The sequence below is a fragment of the Guptibacillus sedimenti genome, from assembly GCF_028610665.1.
Taxonomy (GTDB): domain Bacteria; phylum Bacillota; class Bacilli; order Bacillales; family Guptibacillaceae; genus Guptibacillus; species Guptibacillus sedimenti.
In genome coordinates this window covers 112,472-130,570 of sequence record NZ_JAQQWV010000001.1, presented here as the reverse complement: position 1 = coordinate 130,570, position 18,099 = coordinate 112,472, and the positions used below count along the sequence as shown (strand labels likewise).

21 protein-coding genes are annotated in these 18,099 nt (G+C 44.3%); all 21 read right to left on the bottom strand.

Going from position 1 to position 18,099, the window contains the following annotated elements; genetic code table 11:
* Positions 1–2: 2 nt before the first annotated feature.
* Entirely contained in the window at positions 3–788 is a 786-nt protein-coding gene (locus tag PQ578_RS00680) for a FliA/WhiG family RNA polymerase sigma factor (protein WP_273831752.1), read from the bottom strand.
* Positions 789–818: 30 nt separating this feature from the next.
* Complete coding sequence (locus tag PQ578_RS00675; RefSeq protein ID WP_273831751.1) at positions 819–1,682, bottom strand: MinD/ParA family protein; 864 nt, start codon at positions 1,680–1,682, stop codon at positions 819–821.
* 1 nt (position 1,683) lies between these two features.
* Positions 1,684–2,817, bottom strand: a complete 1,134-nt coding sequence (gene flhF, locus PQ578_RS00670; RefSeq protein WP_273831750.1) for a flagellar biosynthesis GTPase FlhF — start codon at positions 2,815–2,817, stop codon at positions 1,684–1,686.
* Complete coding sequence (gene flhA / locus PQ578_RS00665) at positions 2,814–4,847, bottom strand: flagellar biosynthesis protein FlhA (protein ID WP_273831749.1); 2,034 nt, start codon at positions 4,845–4,847, stop codon at positions 2,814–2,816. Before flhA ends, flhF begins: the two co-directional genes overlap by 4 nt.
* Positions 4,848–4,849: 2 nt before the next feature.
* Complete coding sequence (gene flhB, locus PQ578_RS00660) at positions 4,850–5,950, bottom strand: flagellar biosynthesis protein FlhB (RefSeq protein WP_273831748.1); 1,101 nt, start codon at positions 5,948–5,950, stop codon at positions 4,850–4,852.
* A gap of 4 nt (positions 5,951–5,954) precedes the next feature.
* Positions 5,955–6,731, bottom strand: coding sequence for a flagellar biosynthetic protein FliR (gene fliR / locus PQ578_RS00655; protein ID WP_273831747.1), 777 nt, complete (start codon positions 6,729–6,731; stop codon positions 5,955–5,957).
* Positions 6,732–6,733: 2 nt separating this feature from the next.
* Entirely contained in the window at positions 6,734–7,003 is a 270-nt protein-coding gene (gene fliQ / locus PQ578_RS00650; RefSeq protein WP_098445458.1) for a flagellar biosynthesis protein FliQ, read from the bottom strand.
* An 11-nt stretch (positions 7,004–7,014) separates the two neighbouring features.
* Complete coding sequence (fliP, locus tag PQ578_RS00645) at positions 7,015–7,698, bottom strand: flagellar type III secretion system pore protein FliP (RefSeq protein ID WP_098445459.1); 684 nt, start codon at positions 7,696–7,698, stop codon at positions 7,015–7,017.
* Positions 7,698–8,282 (bottom strand): flagellar biosynthetic protein FliO, encoded by a 585-nt coding sequence (locus PQ578_RS00640; protein WP_273831746.1) that lies wholly within the window; start codon positions 8,280–8,282, stop codon positions 7,698–7,700. Before PQ578_RS00640 ends, fliP begins: the two co-directional genes overlap by 1 nt.
* A 15-nt stretch (positions 8,283–8,297) precedes the next feature.
* The gene (fliY, locus tag PQ578_RS00635; protein WP_273831745.1) at positions 8,298–9,413 is read right to left on the bottom strand and encodes a flagellar motor switch phosphatase FliY; all 1,116 of its coding nucleotides are present in this window, start codon (positions 9,411–9,413) and stop codon (positions 8,298–8,300) included.
* Positions 9,403–10,386 carry a flagellar motor switch protein FliM gene (fliM, locus tag PQ578_RS00630; RefSeq protein WP_273831744.1) on the bottom strand — a complete coding sequence of 328 codons (984 nt, stop codon included), beginning with the start codon at positions 10,384–10,386 and terminating at the stop codon, positions 9,403–9,405. Before fliM ends, fliY begins: the two co-directional genes overlap by 11 nt.
* A 19-nt stretch (positions 10,387–10,405) precedes the next feature.
* Positions 10,406–10,600 (bottom strand): flagellar FlbD family protein, encoded by a 195-nt coding sequence (locus tag PQ578_RS00625; protein ID WP_273831741.1) that lies wholly within the window; start codon positions 10,598–10,600, stop codon positions 10,406–10,408.
* Between the two features lie 41 nt (positions 10,601–10,641).
* Positions 10,642–11,397, bottom strand: a complete 756-nt coding sequence (locus PQ578_RS00620; protein ID WP_273831740.1) for a flagellar hook-basal body complex protein — start codon at positions 11,395–11,397, stop codon at positions 10,642–10,644.
* A gap of 73 nt (positions 11,398–11,470) precedes the next feature.
* The gene (locus tag PQ578_RS00615; RefSeq protein WP_224881410.1) at positions 11,471–11,833 is read right to left on the bottom strand and encodes a TIGR02530 family flagellar biosynthesis protein; all 363 of its coding nucleotides are present in this window, start codon (positions 11,831–11,833) and stop codon (positions 11,471–11,473) included.
* A 1-nt stretch (position 11,834) separates the two neighbouring features.
* A complete protein-coding gene (gene flgD, locus PQ578_RS00610) occupies positions 11,835–12,251 on the bottom strand; it encodes a flagellar hook assembly protein FlgD (RefSeq protein ID WP_273831739.1) in 417 nt (138 codons plus the stop codon).
* 10 nt (positions 12,252–12,261) lie between these two features.
* On the bottom strand, positions 12,262–13,647 hold the full coding sequence (locus PQ578_RS00605; protein ID WP_273831737.1) for a flagellar hook-length control protein FliK: 1,386 nt from the start codon (positions 13,645–13,647) through the stop codon (positions 12,262–12,264).
* A gap of 14 nt (positions 13,648–13,661) precedes the next feature.
* On the bottom strand, positions 13,662–14,507 hold the full coding sequence (locus PQ578_RS00600; RefSeq protein WP_273831736.1) for a hypothetical protein: 846 nt from the start codon (positions 14,505–14,507) through the stop codon (positions 13,662–13,664).
* Between the two features lie 14 nt (positions 14,508–14,521).
* Entirely contained in the window at positions 14,522–14,974 is a 453-nt protein-coding gene (locus tag PQ578_RS00595; protein WP_489753146.1) for a flagellar export protein FliJ, read from the bottom strand.
* Positions 14,975–14,976: 2 nt separating this feature from the next.
* On the bottom strand, positions 14,977–16,296 hold the full coding sequence (fliI, locus tag PQ578_RS00590; protein ID WP_273831733.1) for a flagellar protein export ATPase FliI: 1,320 nt from the start codon (positions 16,294–16,296) through the stop codon (positions 14,977–14,979).
* On the bottom strand, positions 16,280–17,083 hold the full coding sequence (locus tag PQ578_RS00585; protein ID WP_273831732.1) for a FliH/SctL family protein: 804 nt from the start codon (positions 17,081–17,083) through the stop codon (positions 16,280–16,282). The genes fliI and PQ578_RS00585 overlap by 17 nt, the downstream gene beginning before the upstream one ends.
* Positions 17,076–18,089, bottom strand: coding sequence for a flagellar motor switch protein FliG (gene fliG / locus PQ578_RS00580; protein WP_098445471.1), 1,014 nt, complete (start codon positions 18,087–18,089; stop codon positions 17,076–17,078). The genes PQ578_RS00585 and fliG overlap by 8 nt, the downstream gene beginning before the upstream one ends.
* Positions 18,090–18,099 lie beyond the last annotated feature (10 nt).

The window sequence follows — 18,099 nt, the reverse complement described above, 5'->3', positions numbered from 1 at the left end:
GATTACATTGATTGAACATGTTCTTTGTTAGCGCGGAGGACACCCTTCATCCGAAGGAGAGCTCTCGAGTGTAGCTGTGAAATTCGACTAGTTGATAATCCTAGAATTCTTGCAATCTCAGTAAGCGTCAGTTCTTCAAAATAAACGAGTGAGACGACAAGCTTTTCCTTCTCAGGTAAGCGGTCAATCGTTTCAGCTAATAGTTCTTTAATAAAATGGTGGTGTAGATGCTTTTCTGGTAAATCGGCATGCTCGTTTTCAATCACGCTATACCGTTCGATTTTTTGCTGATCTTCCTCTTGCACAGGCTCATCAACTGATACCATTGTTGATAATGATGCATCTTGAATCACGCGCTGCACTTCTTCAACTGTCATACCAAGGAACTCGGCCACATCACGGTCAGTGCTCGATGTTTGTTTTCGCTGTTCTAAAACAGCATAAGCTTCTTCGATTTTACGCGCCTTATCACGAACGGAGCGTGGCACCCAATCATTGTGACGAAGTCCATCAATGATTGCGCCTTTAATCCGCCAGCCGGCGTATGTTTCAAATTTCAAATCACGTTCTGGCTCGAACTTTTCAAGTGCATCAAGAAGCCCCTGATAAGCGAAACTCGTAAGGTCATCACGCTGAACGGTAGATGGGAGAGCGGCCGCATATCGTTGCACAGCGAAATCAACAAGCGGACGATAAAGCGCAATAAGATGGTTGCCCGCCTCTTCCTGCTTCTCCTCTTTCCACGCTCTCCAATATTCGGTTGTTTGTTTATCCATTTTGGATTTCATGAAGTTCACCACCTGAAAAATTCTTCCCGCTTATTTATGAAACAGTACCTTTGTCAAAAACCCTTTCACGCCAAGCTTATAAACAGAAGGAAGGTTTAAATACGATCGAACCAATTCGTCTATTGCCTTTGCCGCTTTCGAGTTTGGATATTCGAGTAAATAGGGTGACTGTGCGATAACCGCTTTACGCACAAAAGGATCATCTGGAATTGCCCCAAGCAAATCAATCGACTTATTTAAAAACTGAACAGAGGCTTTTTGGAAATTAAGGGATGTACGTTCAGCCTCTTCCTTCGTAAGGGATCGATTCACGATCAGTTTGACAGAGGCTTGTTTATTTTTTTCATTGAGCGCTTTTAGAACGCTATATCCATCTGTAATCGAAGGCGGCTCAGGATTAATGACAAGAAAAACATCATCAGCCGCTTGAAGAAACCGCATCCCTTCATAAGTGAGCCCCGCGCCTGTATCGAGAATAATGTAATCCACTTTGCCTTGAAGCGAACCCACTTCTTTAAAAAAATGATTTAATTGCTGGGCGTCTAACGTAAGAATTTTTCCGATTCCATGACCACCTGCTAAATATTGAAGACCATTTATCCCTGTTTCAACGACGGCTTCAAGTGATAGCTGCTTCTCAAGCATCGTCATAATGGTTTCTTTCGGCGTTACCCCCATCAGCACATCAAGGTTTGCCATACCGACATCTAAATCAAAAATCACTACTTTTTTATTTAACGCAACAAGACTAAGGGCAAAATTAAGCGATACATTCGACTTTCCAACGCCGCCTTTTCCACTTGTCACAGCGATCACTTTTGTATTTCGTTTACTTGAATCAGAATGAAGGCGACGTTTCACTTCTTGACGTAATTGATTCGCTTGATCAGCCATCTCATCGTCCCTCCATCACCAGATCAAGGAGGAACTCTGGTGTCGTTCTCACGAGATCATCGGGTACGTTCTGCCCAGTTGTTAGGATCGTAATCGGAAGGTTGTAATCTTCCATAAAATTAAAAATCGGCCCGCGAACTGTGGTTTCATCCATCTTCGTCATTATCACTTCCGATACCCCGAGCGATTGAAAATTATCAGTAATCAATCTCATATCAGAATAACGATGGGTAAGGCTTAACATGAGTGTAATTGACATTTCCTGACCAGATAAAAGCGTTTCTAACTGTGTAATGTAGCTATATTGTTGGTAATTTCGACCCGCTGTGTCCATGAGAATGACGTCGCAAGTGGAAAGGCGTTCAAGTGACTGCCCTAAATCGGCCGGAGACTGGACAACTTCCATTGGGATGCCAAGAATATCGGCATACGTTCGAAGCTGTTCGACTGCGGCAATCCGGTACGTATCTGACGTGATAAGGCCAACGGATTGACGCTCGTTCAATAATAAATGCCCGGCTATTTTTGCAATTGTCGTTGTTTTCCCCACACCTGTTGGACCAACGAAGCACCGTATTTTCTTCGGTTCACTTCTTATACTAGGATAATTCTTTATTCTTTTCGCAAATTCCTGTCTCATCCATGTAAAAGCATCTTCTTTTGCATAATTTGGATAAGATTTTGATTTAATCAGTAGTTCCGCCATGACACCTGAGCGAATTGCCTGTGAGAATTCCTGAGCATCTAAAAAGGCTTGTACTGGCTTTAACTGTTTCGGCAATCGCTCATTCTCCATCATTTGCATCATGATTTCTTTCATCGATTTTAGCTCACCAAGCACCTGAGTCTCAGCTTCTGGCAGTTTGTCCAGCCCCTGTTTTTCTACTCGTTCAGGCGCCTCTTCCCGACGCTTTTTTTCTGACTGTAAAAGCGTCGCAAACTCTGTCTCTTCTTTCGCTACTTTTTCCTCATCAAGAGCAGCGAGCACTTCAAGGCGCTGTTTTTGAAACAAGCCGAAAATCCCGCCTACTTTTACTTTTTTCGTATTTAAAATAACAGCATCCTGGCCGAGCTCCTGCCTAATAAGGGGCATCGCTTCACGAAGGTGGGTGACTACATAGCGTTTGATCTTCATGGTAGATTAATCACTCCTACACTTTGGACTTCAACATCAGGCTCTAGCTCGCTATAGGAAAGAATCGTGAGCTCAGGCATATAGCGCTCTAAAAATTGGCGTAAATACATGCGGATCGCAGGTGACGTTAATAGAATTGGCTGAATGCCTGACTGCTGAAGGCGGCTTACTTGCTGCAGTACTTCCTGATAAATGGTTTGCGATGTTTCAGGATCAAGCGCTAAGTAACTTCCTTGATCCGATTGCTGAACCGATTCCGCGAAGCGCTTTTCAAGTCGCGCCCCTGCTGTTAAGACTTTCACAGGCTCACCAGGTACAGCTACTTGTGACGTGATCTGGCGAGATAATGACTGACGCACATATTCCGCTAATACATCAGTATCTTTCGTACGCACGCCGTTATCGGCTAATGATTCAAGAATCATATCTAATGATCGAATCGAGACTTTCTCTTTCAACAGCCTCATTAGCACTTTCTGCACATCACCGATTGTTAGGATATTCGGAATCAGTTCTTCTAGAACAGCTGGAGAGGATTCTCTGACGTTATCGAGCAAGTGCTTCACTTCCTGACGACTTAACAACTCATGCGCATGGCGCTTGATTACTTCTGTTAAGTGGGTGGAAACCACTGACGGTGGATCAACAATCGTGTAGCCCGATAGCTCGGCGCGATCTTTCACTTCTTCCGTTACCCATAGAGCTGGCAGTCCGAAAGCGGGTTCTACCGTTTCGATCCCTGTAATGGTTTCATCTTCTAAACCGCTACTCATCGCAAGGTATTGATCCAGCCGAACCTCTCCACCAGCTACGCGGTTTCCTTTTATTTTGATCACGTACTCGTTCGGTTCGAGCTGGATGTTGTCACGAATTCGAATAACAGGCACGACAATCCCGAATTCAAGCGCGATTTGCCTGCGAATCATGATGACGCGATCGAGAAGATCACCGCCCTGTTTTTGATCGGCTAGTGGAATAAGTCCATAGCCAAACTCAAACTCAATTGGATCGACTTGAAGAAGACTCGTCACGCTTTCTGGCTTTTTCATTTCTTCGACTTCTTCGTCGCCTGCGGCTAATTCGACTTCTTTCGTTTGATCAAGATTCTTTTGCATCGTCCAGCCTCCATAGACGAGGAGCCCTGCGATTGGAAATGTGAGAAGCGGATTAATCGGTGTCGCAAGTCCGAGGAGCGCTACAACCGATCCAACAACGTAAAGAAGCTTCGGATAAGCAAAGATTTGCGAGGTGATATCAGATCCTAGGTTGCCATCTGATGCTGCTCGCGTTACGACAATTCCCGTCGCTGTTGAAATGAGCAGCGCAGGAATTTGACTAACAAGGCCATCGCCAATCGAGAGAAGCGTAAACGTCGTTGCCGCATCGCCAACTGGCATCCCATGAACGACCATTCCAATAATGAGTCCACCGATAATATTAATTAACGTAATGACAATTCCGGCAATCGCATCGCCTTTTACGAACTTACTGGCTCCGTCCATCGCCCCATAAAAGTCAGCTTCACGCGCAATTTTTTCTCGGCTTACTTTCGCCTCGCGATCTGAAATCATACCTGCGTTCAAATCAGCATCAATGCTCATTTGCTTCCCTGGCATCGCGTCGAGCGTAAATCGAGCAGCTACTTCAGCCACTCGTTCGGATCCTTTTGTAATAACAATGAATTGAATAATAACAAGAATCAGGAATACAAGGAGTCCGATGACAACACTTCCGCCAACAACAAAGGAACCAAACGTTTCAATCACCTGTCCACCTGTTTTGTTCGTTAGAATCGACCTAGTTGTTGAAACGTTTAAGCCAAGGCGAAACAGCGTTGTTAATAACAAAAGCGATGGAAAAATCGAGAACTGGAGCGCTTCTTTCGTATTCATCGCAACAAGGATGATCGTGAGCGCTAAGCTAATGTTCATCATAATGAGAAAATCGAGTAAGAGCGGAGGGAACGGGATCACCATCATGATCACAATCATAATGACGGATACGAGCACGGCATAATCTTTTATTTTCATCGTCAGTTCCCTCCTCCCGGGTAGCCTTTTATGCTATAAACGTAAGCAAGTATTTCTGCGACAGCCTTGAACAACTCTTCTGGCACCCCATCACCAATTTCTACCTGATAATAAAGCGCACGCGCAAGCTGGACATTTTCCGTCGTAATAATCTCGTGCTCTTTCGCTTTCTCTTTAATCTTTTGCGCCACGTAATCCATCCCTTTCGCGACGACTGTCGGCTTATCCATTTCTTTCGGATCGTACCGAAGCGCAACGGCAAAGTGCGTAGGGTTTGTAATGACGACGTCCGCATTTGGAATTTCTGAGATCATGCGGTTCATTCCAAGCGCGCGCTGCTTTTCTTTAATCTTTGATTTAATGAGCGGGTCACCCTCGCTCTTTTTATATTCATCTTTGATGTCCTGTTTTGACATGCGGATGTTTTTTTCAAAGTCATATTTCTGATAAACATAGTCTAATAGGGCTAAAAATAATAATAGAATTCCTACAGCTAACCCCGTTTGAACGATGAGTGAGCCTACAAGAGCAGTGGCTTCTCCAATCGACTTTTGCGAAATAAGCATCACTTCATCTCGCTTATTCCAAAGAACAATAAACGTAACGGCTGAAATAAAGGTAATCTTAATTAATGATTTTAAAAGTTCAACAAGCGTGCGAGCTGAGAAAATCCTCTTCGCTCCTTTTATCGGATCAATCCGTTCAAGTTTTGCCTGGAGCGGATCAGTCGAAACGAGAAAACCAACCTGCATATAGTTTCCTAGCACGCCCATGATAAGGGAGATCCCCATTAGTGGTGCTGCAATCAAAGCCGCTTGCCAGACGTTTTCTTTTAACATACGATCGACGTTTTGCTCTGTGAGCGTCCAGTTCGTGATTTGAACAAGGTTGCCTCGTAACATCGATTGAAGACTTTCAATCATCCATCCGCCAATGAACGACATAAATAAAAAAACGCCTATCATCATAAATGCGGAAGGAATCTCAGCACTTCTTGCTACCTGACCTTTTTTACGAGATTCCTGTTTCTTTTGCGGTGTTGCTTTCTCCGTCTTTTCCTGTGAAAAAAACTGGAGATCCATCTGGAAGCGATATGTTCGCATCGTACTACCCACCCAATAGTTGAATAAGCTGGCCCATCGTATCCAGCATCTCTTGAAACACCCCTCGCAGTAAAAAGAAAAAAGTTGGAATCGTGACAAGAATAAGGACAAAGCCAACAAAGATTTTTAACGGTAATCCGACAACAAAAATGTTCACTTGCGGGACAGCACGTGCAAGTAGCCCTAACGCCACGTCGACTAGAAATAAAGAGGCAACAATCGGAAGCGCCAGTTGAAACGCAGAGAAAAACATCCCGGCGAAAACTTCAGCGATAAAGCGCGCAAGTGACTGACTGTCTGCCTGGCTAAGGAGCACATCAGCCGGCAAAAGCTCATAACTTCTTACAAGTCCGTCAAGCATCATATGGTGACCGTCAACGGAAACGAGAAAGAGTAAGGCAAGCATGTATTTAAAGTTTCCGATAATCGGTACCTGTGTTCTCGTTTGTGGATCAATGACATTCGCAATGACAAACCCCATCTGAAAATCGATGAAGGCCCCTGCAACTTGCACGGTATAAAGGATGAGAGAAGCAATAAAGCCTAGCGACAGACCAATAAATAACTCTTTTAAAATGTAGATGATAAACGTCAGATCAAGTGCTAAATCTGTTTCTGCGCCTAAGCCGGCTGTTACAATCAAAGCTATAAAAAAACCAAGTCCCACTTTAAAACGGTTTGGAACGCTTCTTGTTGAAAAAATGGGTGCGGTAATAAAGAATGACGTTGCCCTCATGAAAACGAGTAAAAACAAGGGCAGAGCGTTAACGACACTTTCCATATTTAGCCGATAAACCTGTATAAATTTTGGTATAAGTTCGTTGTGTAATCGAGTAGCGTTGTAAGCATCCACGGTCCAAACAAAACAATCGTTAACAGTACGGCAACGATTTTTGGTATAAACGCTAGCGTCTGTTCTTGAATTTGCGTCATCGCCTGAAAAACACTGACGATTAACCCCACGCCAAGAGCGATTAACAGAAGTGGAGCTGAAATAATAATCACGGTATAAACAGCATCTTCTGCAAGTGAAATGACCATATCTGGCGTCATCGTCGTCCTCCTTAGAAGCTTAATAGAAGTGATTCGACGACCAAATACCAGCCATCGACAAGCACAAATAATAAAATTTTAAACGGAAGAGATATCATAACCGGTGGTAGCATCATCATCCCCATCGCCATGAGCGTTGAGGCGACGACCATATCGATAATGAGAAATGGAATAAAGATAATAAATCCAATTTGAAAGGCTGTTTTCAGTTCTGAAATCGCAAAAGCAGGAACGAGTGCGGTTAAGCGAATGTCTTCTACGGACTCCGGCTTCTCTAGCTCTGCATACTTATAAAAAAGAGCGAGATCTTTTTCGCGCGTATGCCCCGCCATAAACTCTTTGATCGGCAGTTCAGCTGCATCAAGCGCTTCTTCTTGTCCGATCTCTTCATTTAAATACGGCTGTAGTGCCTCACTATTAATTTCTGAAAGAACTGGGGACATAACGAAAAAGGTTAGAAACAAAGCGAGTCCAATGAGCACCTGATTCGGTGGCATTGACTGCGTCGCAAGCGCTGAGCGAACGAAGGAAAGAACAACAACGATTCTCGTAAAACAGGTCATCAATACTAGAATTGCTGGGGCAAGCGAGAGAACGGTTAAGAGAAGGACGAGCTGAATGGTGACGGACACATCTTCTGTGGCGTTTGAACCGAAGTCAAGGCCTGGAATCGTTAAGTTTATGAGCAAATCCATTACTTATCGTCCCTTTCATCGCCGTCGTCCCAATAGTTCTTCCGTTTGTTTCGCTGTTTTTTAAAACTTGCCTGAATCATCTCTTGAATGCCCGCTTGCTTTTGATTCAAAAAGGAGAACCCTGACTTCTGCTCTTCCGCCTGCTCTAAGATGCGCTCTACTTCTTCTTTATCTTCAATTTCTTTCAGCAAATTCACGTTGTCGCCTACGCCAATCATATAGAGCGAATCGCCAACCTTCACCATTTGAACCGATTTATTGTTACCTAGCGGCGTTCCCCCAATCGGTGTAAAAACCGAATGATGTTGAAGCTTTTGCTGCCGCTTTGATAGAAACCGAATAAGCAAATAGATCAACCCAACGACGACGATCGTATAGAAAACGAGCTTAATAAGAAGAAAGAAAATATTCGTGTTCGCTCCATCTACTTCAGTCTGCTCTTCTAGAGGTTCAGAAGGCTCGTCTCCATCTTCCGTTAGCCAGTCTGTTACGCTACCGTTATTAGCAGCCGCTACCACAGAATCAGGCATTAAGATTACAAGGCAAAAGAGGAGTGTCATGATGCTAATCACATGCTGTCTCATCTGTAAACACTCCTTCTAACGCAACTTTGACAAACGCTCGGCTGCACTTAAAATATCGGTTACTCTGACCCCAAAGTTCTCATCGATCACGACAACTTCACCTTTAGCGATGAGTTTACTATTAATCAAAATATCGACCGGCTCTCCGGCAAGCTTATCTAACTCTAAAATCGATCCATGTGAAAGCTCAAGTATGTCTTTCACAATGCGCTTCGTTCGGCCTAGTTCTACCGTCACCTGAAGCGGAATGTCTAATAACATATTTAGGTTTCGTTGCTCACCGTATGGGTGATCTTCCTGACTGAAATTTGTAAACTGTACGTTTTGGATATTAGGCTCAGGCTCTTTCACACGTGAGGCAAAAGTGACTGGTTCCTTTTCTTCTAAAACCTGTTCAGGCTGTTTTGATTGCTGCAATTCGGCCTCCTGCTCCTTTGCCTTCTGTGTCTCAAGTTCTTTCTCCTCAGCTGCTTGAAGGTCCTCTGCGCTAACGAGAAGTTCGCTAATTTGCTTTGCTACGCTTCCTGGCACCACATGGTGGACCACAGTTTGTACAATTGAACCGATTGAAAGCTCGAACGTAAGATCGACATAAATCGGTTCTGTCCCTTTTTCTATAAGTACAGAGTTTGCTGACTCAGAAACAACCTGAAGATTCGTAAACGATCCTGAAAATGAAGAGCCTGAAGCCATGCTCAGTCCCTTATGGATACTGTCCATCATGCCTGTCATCACAGCGGTTAAGCTTTTATCCACACTTTCATCGCCGTCATCGCCTCTGGCTACTTGCCAAATATCAGCCATATCCTGAGCATCAGGAGGGTTCACCATCATGATCGTTTCTCCAGCAGCTGCTCCCTCATAGCGAATCGCTGCTTCTACATAAGGGAGAGACACTTCTTGCTGAAAACGATCTTCAGGAAGAATCTCCATCGCGACATTCGAAACAAACACATCTTGCATAAAAACAGATGAAAGTGTAGTCGTAAGACTGCCGATTGCGACGCTAAACAGCTCGCTCAACGCTTCCTTTTCAACCTGATGAAAAGATACGACGTCTTCTTCCTTCCCTGCAGCTGCTTCATGAAATAACGCATTGATTTCTTCTTTTGAAAGGCGATCATCCGTCATGCCCTATTTCCTCCTCTTCCTTCACTTCAGTAATTTGTAAAGCCATTCGGCCTTTTGATGTTCCAGGCTGTCCGTGAAATTTCACGCGATTATCAACTTTTACAATGAGCGGATCAGACACCGTTTGGTTTAAGCGAATGACGTCTCCATCTTCTAAATTCAAAAATTCTTCAATGGTTATTTCAGAATGACCAAGCTCTGCAACAATGCCTAGATTGGTTTTTTTCAATCTCTTCTCAAGTTCCTTGCTTTCCTGCGGCTCGCGATCCTTTTTTTGATTGGAAAGCCAGTGATGAGCGGAAAGTCTTGGCATGATTGGTTCAAGAACGACGTGCGGAAGACAAAGGCGAATATTGCCACTCACTTCTCCCACTGTTACACGTAACGTAACGGTTACGACTGTTTCGTTCGGTGATACAATTTGAAGAAAGTGCGGGTTCACTTCAAGCTCTTTTAATTCCGTTTTCAGCTTAAGAACGGACGTCCAGGCGTCTTGAAAACTTTCTAGGATTTTGCTAAAAATCCGCTCAATCACCATGGTCTCAATTTCAGTTAAATGAGAGAGCTTATCCGGTTGAACACCTTGACCTCCAAGCATGCGATCAAGCATCGCATATGCCAGCTCCGGCGCCACTTCAAGCACCATCTGTCCTTGTAATGGTGAAGCAACAAAGAGACTAAGAATCGAGTTCTCTGTGATCGACTTCACAAATTCTTCAAATGGCATCTGATCAACAGAATGAACGGAGGCTTGAATGATCGTCCGAAGCTGAGCGGATGAATAGGTCGTCATAAGCCGCGCATAGTTCTCGTGAATACGCGTTAAAATTCGAATGTGGTCTTGAGAAAAGCGAAGCGCTCTTTTAAAATCGTACGTTTGCACTTTTCGTTCTTTCATTGGCTTCTTCTGCCCAGGTTCATTAATAGCAGCAAGAAGCGCATCGACAGTTGCTGGCGATAGCATATCAGACAACATGGTCACCCCCGTTCGTCTATTTTTTCTCTAGTACGTTAATGTTACGGTAAAATTCCGTAACGAGCTGTTTCACTTCATCGATTGATTCCATGACAACATAGCGTTTTCCATTCGTTAATAGAATCATCGTATCCGGCGTTGATTCAATCGTTTCAATGTAGAGCGCATTTAACATCATCGTTTCTCGATTTATTTTGGTTAGCGATATCATATGAACAGAGCAGGCCGAGGAAACTCCTCAGCCCTTACCCCCTATCGTTTTAAATTGACGATTTCTTGAAGGATTTCATCTGACGTTGTAATCACTCTTGAGTTCGCCTGGAATCCACGTTGTGCTACAATCATTTCCGTGAACTCTTCGGTTAGGTCAACGTTGGACATTTCGAGTTGACCTGCTACGACGCGGGAACCTTCTGGAAGACCTTCAGCGGCTACCCCAGATTTTTCTGTTTCAAGAAAGAGGGAATTTCCAACTTTATTAAGACCTGCTGGGTTTGGAACTGTACCAATCCCTAAATTGATAGTTTGCTGAGGGTTGCCATTATTATCTGTGTACGTAATCTGGCCAGCTGCATTTATACTAGAAATCTGGCCAATATTTTCAATTGGATTCCCTAGGTTATCTAACACAGAGTATCCTTGAGTTGTTACAAGATTTCCTTCAGGATCTAGCTGAAAAGATCCCGAACGAGCAAGGTATTCAGTGCCGCTTTCAGCCTGTACTCTAAAATACCCATCTCCTTGAATGCTAAGATCCGTCTGAACACCTGTCGTCATCGGTGATCCTGGGCTATCGACCATATTAATGGCAGAAACAGATGAACCAAGACCGACTTGCATCGAGTTAACGGAGTTTCCAGCTACGCTTTGACTCAGCATATCTTCAAACAGCACTCTACTTTTCTGGTAACCTACTGTATTTACATTCGCGATATTATTCCCAATCACGTCTAGCTTCGTTTGAAAGCCTCTCATTCCTGAAACGCCTGAGTACATTGAATTTAACAAAATGTTTCCCCCTCTAATTGTGTCGCTGCTTCAATCGGTCCACAGCGAATCGGCCTCCTGCTCGGTCCGGCCACTATAAAATAAGTGCTGAATCAATGTTCGTTACGATTTGGTTTTCCATATTGTCCTGCTTCATGGCGGTAATAACTTTGTTGTTTTTAACGCTAACAACAAAAGCGAGATCCTTCATCAGCATGAGCGATTCCTTTGATCCTTTTTCTCGCGCTTTCTCCACTCCGTTATTTAACTGTTGGAGCTGCTGATCTGAAAGCGAAATCCCGTTTTGCTCGAGTCGAACTTGTGCGTGATGACTGAATGAAACTTGAGACTCAATCGTTTGTTTTAGCTGATCTGCAAAAGAACTGCCTTCCTGCTTTTTAACCGATTGAATGGGTTGCTTCGGATAATATGCCTGATTGACTTGAATATTTGCCATACTATTCCCTCGTTTCGATGCGCTCTAAAAGGGAAACGTCTACTTGTTGACCATTATCAAGTTCTGCGAGGACGGTGCCTTCTTTGTATAAAACGGCCTGAACTTTTCCAGAGCTAACCTCGTTATTCTCTTGCCACTGAACGCTTTTTCCAATCAAATCCGCATAATCCGTCATAGAGCTTTGTAACTGACGATCAACAAATTTGTTCATCGACGTATTCATGTTTGTCATTTGCTCAAGTGAACTAAATTGCGCCATCTGTCCAATAAATTCAGCGTCCTGCATCGGCTGCATCGGATCCTGATTGGAAAGCTGGGCAACGAGAATTTTTAAGAAATCATCCTTTCCAAGCTGACCTGGCAGCTCGGTCTTTTGCGTTTGAACAGGTTGGATGGCTGTGACGGAGCTTGTATTCATGTTATCCCTCCTAAATGGCGTAGTTAATTCCGCCGGACGTGCTTTCTTCTCTTTCGTTTGTTACGAGCGGATTGTCTTCTAATTCATATTCGCCTTTTCTTTCCTGGCGCTGCTTTCCTTGCTGAAACTGCTGGCCCTGTTCTCCTCGTCCATCCTGCATGAAAGGTTGTTGGGATCCCTGCGACTGCTGGACTACTTCGACTTTATCAAGCTGAATGCCCTGTTGGACGAGCGTATGCCGAAGTTGATGAAGCTGTGATTCGATCAATTCTTTTGCGCCTGCAGTCGCGGTCACGATATGCGCTGTCACTTTCCCATCTAATGTCGTTAATCGAATATCAAGCTGTCCAAGATTTTCTGGAGAAAGCTTTATTCTGATGTTTGTTTCATCGCCATTTTTGGAAACGTGCATCCGCTCCGTTATCATTTCACTTAGTTCTAGGCTCACGAAACGAGCCTGTACGGGAGCTTCTTTAACAAGTGTCTCGCTTTGCTTTACTAGCGGAAGACCGTCTGGCTTTTCGTCCAATTGAACGTCCTTTCCAAACGTTTCAGTAGCTGTTTGTTCCAAGTTATCCAGCTGCTCAGTTACTTCTGTGTGATCAACTGATGGCTTCGCTTTTTCTCCTCTATCCAGGACAAGTCTTTGCTGCTCGTCCTCCACAATCGGTTCTTCCTTTTCTAGATGAGGAGTTTGATCGATTGTTACATCAAGATTTTTTTGTGTGGAAGGTTGCTCAGCTGTCATTTGCTTGATCATCTCGAGTGGCTCGCCTGACTCTTGGACCTTCGCAGCTTCAACTAGCTTCATTGCTTCGAGCGCCTTCTCCCCTAACGGATTATCGAGAACGTTTGTTGCAACTTGCTGCATCTTCAACCAGTCTTGCTTCGAAACTCCAGGGAAGATTTCTACTCCCTTATGAAAAAAGGTTTTTCCTTGTAACTGCGCACTTGCTTCATTACTCAGAGGTAACTTGGAAGCGACAGACTCAAGAGTTGTTTGCTTTCCAACCTGCTCCATGGTCTCTAACTCCTGCTTCATAAAACCTGTTAAGATGAATCCTTGCTGACGTCCACTTTTCACCTGTATGGTCTCAGCGTGTTCACGAGATTCCTCAACCTTAGGCGAACTGGACGCTTGGCTACCTTGAATGTCTAACGGATGTACTGAATTATTTATCATCAGAAGATTGAGCGGTAGTTCAACTTCACTGTATAGAATTTTTCCATCACCTTGCTCCAATTCACTCTCGCCTGCAGTTCCTTGATCTCTACCCGCTTCTTGCTCATCCACCTTTACTCCTAAAGCATTTAACAAAGTTGAAAAGTTAGTTGAATTGGCTGTTGGCTTAGGCTGCACGATCACGCTTTTTCCAAGTGACTGGATGGCGTTCACTTTTTCACCTCCTCTCAATTCGCTAGATCAGCGACGTAACTAGATGAAACCGATTCTTCCATTTCTGCGAGTAAAGCCTTCCGCTTGTCATCTCCTAGTTTTTTAAGAATGGAGAGTCCCATTTCTTTCTCTTCTTCAGACTGAGCCATCTTCGAAAGGATACCGGCCGCTTCTTTTTCAGGCATTTCGGATAAGTCTTTGGCAACATCTGATGTAGAGAGCGAACTGTCTTCACGGTCAATCGCATTCATGAGAAGCGTCATTCTTTCTTGCATCGCCGCAATCTCGGGCTCGTCTGCTTTTTCAAGATCTCTTAAGGCGATAGTAAGGTCCGCCGCAACAGCTGCGTTCATTTTACCGAGCACTGCCGCTTGCTCTGTACTTCCCATCGCATCGAGTAAGAGAGCAGCCTCATTTAACGTGAGATTTTCCATAATCGAAGCTGACTTTGAAGCTGACATGCCTTCATATGTATTGGCTAATTGCTGAAGCTTCTTCTCGCGCTCTTCTTTGTCGGCTAATTCGCTTTTCATTTCTTCGGATAGCGATTCAAGCTCAGACTGCTTCTTCCCTAGCTCAATTTCTTTTTCGTCCAACTGCTTTTTTAATCCAGATATTTCGATATCTTTCTCATCGATTTCTTTCTTAAGCAGTTCTTCTTCATTTTGATCAGTAGCTTCAGCCGTTAAATTGTTCTCAACATAAGCGATCGGCTTTTTGGTGAGTGAAGTTGCCACTGCGAACAGATCATAGCCAAGAAATGGCAGAACGACGAGCAGTACGGTCGCCATAAAGGCAAGCGGCAAAAGAAAACCGTGGATGATGCGTTCTTTCCATGAACTTTTCTGTCGCTTTCGCATCTCTCTCACTCCTCTTAGCCGTTTCTTGTCAGCATATACGCTCGCACAGTGTTTAAATCGTCCAGTTCATTTTGTTCGATTATTTTCATATCGTGGTAAAACTCTTCTTTTCTCGTTTCTTTGATCGATTGCCACGTTTTCTCTTCTCTTACTTTTGAAGCAAGGGTATCCTGTTGTTCGTTTACCTTATGTTCGACCTGATTCAGTTGTTGTCGTTTTCGTTCAAGCTGCTTTTCGAGATAAGCCATATGCTCTTCTTCTTTTAAAAGCTCGATAATCGGAAGGCCCTCTAACTGACGTTGTTCAAGTCGAAGTCGCTTGGAATGAATGTCTTCTTCAAGTTGATGTGCTTCCTGCTCGAGATCAACCTGTACTTTGAGCGACTCCGCCATTTCGAGCTGAGCCTGAGACTTTTCGTTTTCTTTCACATCCAAAATTCGTTGAAATGGGAATTGAAAAGCTGCGATGGTTAGTCATCCTTTCCAAATCGAGATAGTAGCCAATCCTTACTTTCTTCAAATGAAGCCTGATCATCAATGCCCTGCTTTATATACTTTTCAATCTCTGGATGAATCGAGATTGCTTTATCGATGTTGCTGTTTGTACCGGCTTTATAGGCGCCTATGTTAATTAAATCTTCCGAAGACACATAGACGGCAAGTAGCCGCTTAAACTCTTCTGCTGATTTCATATGTGTGGGCGTTACGATTTCTTTCATAACGCGACTGACGCTTTGCGGAACGTTAATAGCTGGATACTGCCCTTTTTGCGCGAGTTTTCGATCCAGAACGATGTGCCCATCCAAAATGCCTCGTACCGCATCGGCAATTGGCTCATTCATATCATCGCCATCAACGAGAACCGTGTAGAAAGCGGTAATCGATCCCGTCTCTGCCGTCCCTGATCGCTCTAATAGTTTTGGCAACAGAGCAAAGACGCTTGGCGTGTATCCTTTACTCGTTGGCGGTTCGCCAATCGCAAGCCCTACTTCTCGCTGTGCCATCGCAAATCGAGTCACCGAGTCCATCATCAGCATGACGTTTTTTCCTTGATCCCGGAAAAATTCTGCAATTGACGTTGCCGTTAATGCACCCTTAATCCGCTGTAGCGGCGGCTGATCCGATGTTGCTACAACGACAACGGATTTCTTTAAGCCCTCTTCACCAAGATCGCGTTCAATAAAATCTCTTACTTCACGTCCACGCTCACCGATGAGTGCAATGACGTTTACATCCGCTTCTGAGTTTCGTGCTGCCATGCCCATTAACGTACTTTTTCCAACGCCGCTTCCTGCAAAAATACCTATCCGCTGACCCTGTCCAACTGTTAACAAACCATCAATCGCGCGAACGCCAAGTTGAAAAGGCGTCGTAATCCGTGGTCTCGTCATCGGATTTGGCGGCTTTCGATTTGTGGAAACGGCCTTTAACCCTCCTGGAAGATCTGTTTGATCGAGCGGCCTACCGCGTCCATCAAGAATCGTACCTAGTAGCGAATAGCCGACCTTCACTTCAAGCGGCTGTCCTGTTGCCACAACGAGGCACCCAGGACCAATCTCTGATAGGTCATGCATCGGCATAAGGAGAACGCGATTTTCACGAAAACCTACTACTTCCGCCTCGATTGGCTCCTTTAATGGCGCTGGGTACAAGTAGCAAAGCTCACCGATCTTCACTTCTGGTCCAAGCGATTCAATTGTCAGTCCAATGACCTGCGTTACTTTTCCATATTTCTGAACGGTTTCGATTGCCTGAATTTGTGACAGATAAGGTTCAACGTTCATGCTCATCGATCGTACGCTCCTCAAACATTGCTAGTAGCTGCTTTTTCATTTCAGAAAGCTGACTATGTATCGAAATATCGTACGATCCACTCGGCGTATGAACAAGTCCAGAGCCGACATCCAAATCATTCATAGGAACAAGTTTAAGACTTGCGTTTACATCTAGTTGTTTTTCTAGCTCGTCCACCATCGGCATGACGTGTTGGTAGTCTTCTGTCGACACTTGAAAAACGACTTCACCACGATCCTGCACTTTTTTCAGCGTATCCTGAACAATGCCAATCAGCACTTCAGGATGTTGTTCCAATTCTTTTAAAATAATTTTCTTCGCAATGGCCGTGCTTAGCGAGAGAAGAAACGGCTCAGCGCTTTGAATTAACTCTTCTTTCTTGTCATAAGCGGCCTTCACCATCTGTTCCATCTCTTTCTTTTGCTGATCGAACTCGAAATGAATTTGCTGCATGCCTGCTTCATATCCAGCCGCATACCCGCTTTCTTCCGCTTCTCGCACGATTTTTTTCGTCGTTTCTTGCCACTCTAGTTCTTTTTCCTGCTGCTTTTTCTCTAAATGATGGTGCACATTCGCTTCTTCTTCTCCAAGCCTCGTTCGAATTGTATGATAGAGATCTTCAAGACGAATCATCATTTCCAGAAGCTGAGATTTCTTCTCTTCTATAGTCATTGTCCTCGTCGGAAGAATACGGCTACGTTTTGGTTCTTTAACTGTTCTCTGTTCAAGCACCTTTGGAACGGCTCGCTTTTCGCCAGAGGTTTGTCGGATGACGTTAGACAATCAAATCATCTCCTCCGCCGCGCGCAATCATCACATCACCAGTTTCTTCAAGGTAGCGGATGACAGAAACGATGCGCGTCTGGGCTTCTTCCACTTCACGTAGTCGAAGCGGCCCCATTAATTCGATCTCTTCTTTTACCGTATCGACCCGGCGATTGGACATATTTCTGAAAATCGTATCCTTCACATCGTCACTTGCGACTTTCAACGCAATGGAGAGATCTTCATCCTTCACTTCGCTAATCACAAGGCGAATCGAGCGATCATCAAGCGTCACGATATCTTCGAACACAAACATCCGCTTTTTAATCTCTTCTGCTAGATTAGGATCATCTTTTTCAAGTGAACTTAAAATCGTTCGTTCTGTGCTTCGATCAACGCTGCTCAACACCTGAACAATCGCTTCCACTCCACCTGTAAATGTGTAGTCTTGGGAGCCCGTTGCGTTAAGTTTCCCTTCAATAATCGTCTCAAGCTGACTAATGACTTCTGGTGATGTGCTATCCATTAGTGCGATGCGGCGCGCAACATCGGCCTGACTTTCTTGCGGCAGCGAGGAAAGAATTTGAGACGATTGCTTTGCATCAAGATAGGAAAGAACAAGCGCAATCGTCTGCGGATGCTCCTGCTGTAAAATATTTAAAATTTGATCGGGATCCGCTTTTCGTGCAAACGCAAAAGGTTTTACTTTTAGGTTCGCTTTTAAACGTGTCAAAATCTCTTCTGCCTTCTTCGGCCCAAGTGCCTGTTCAAGAACATGCCGTGCATATTCAATGCCACCGACCGCGATATAGTCTTTCGCTTTAACCATTTGAATAAACTCGTCTACGACGGCTTCACGCTCATCAGGTTCTACTTTTCGAAGTTCTGAGATCCCAAGCGCAAGCTGATCAATTTCTTTTTCCGATAAATGTTTAAAGGTTTGTACGGATAAGTCTGGTCCTAAAGAAGTAAGAAGGATTGCCGCTTTCTGAGTTCCCGTTAATTCTTCTGTCGTGCTCACCATCCAACCCCTC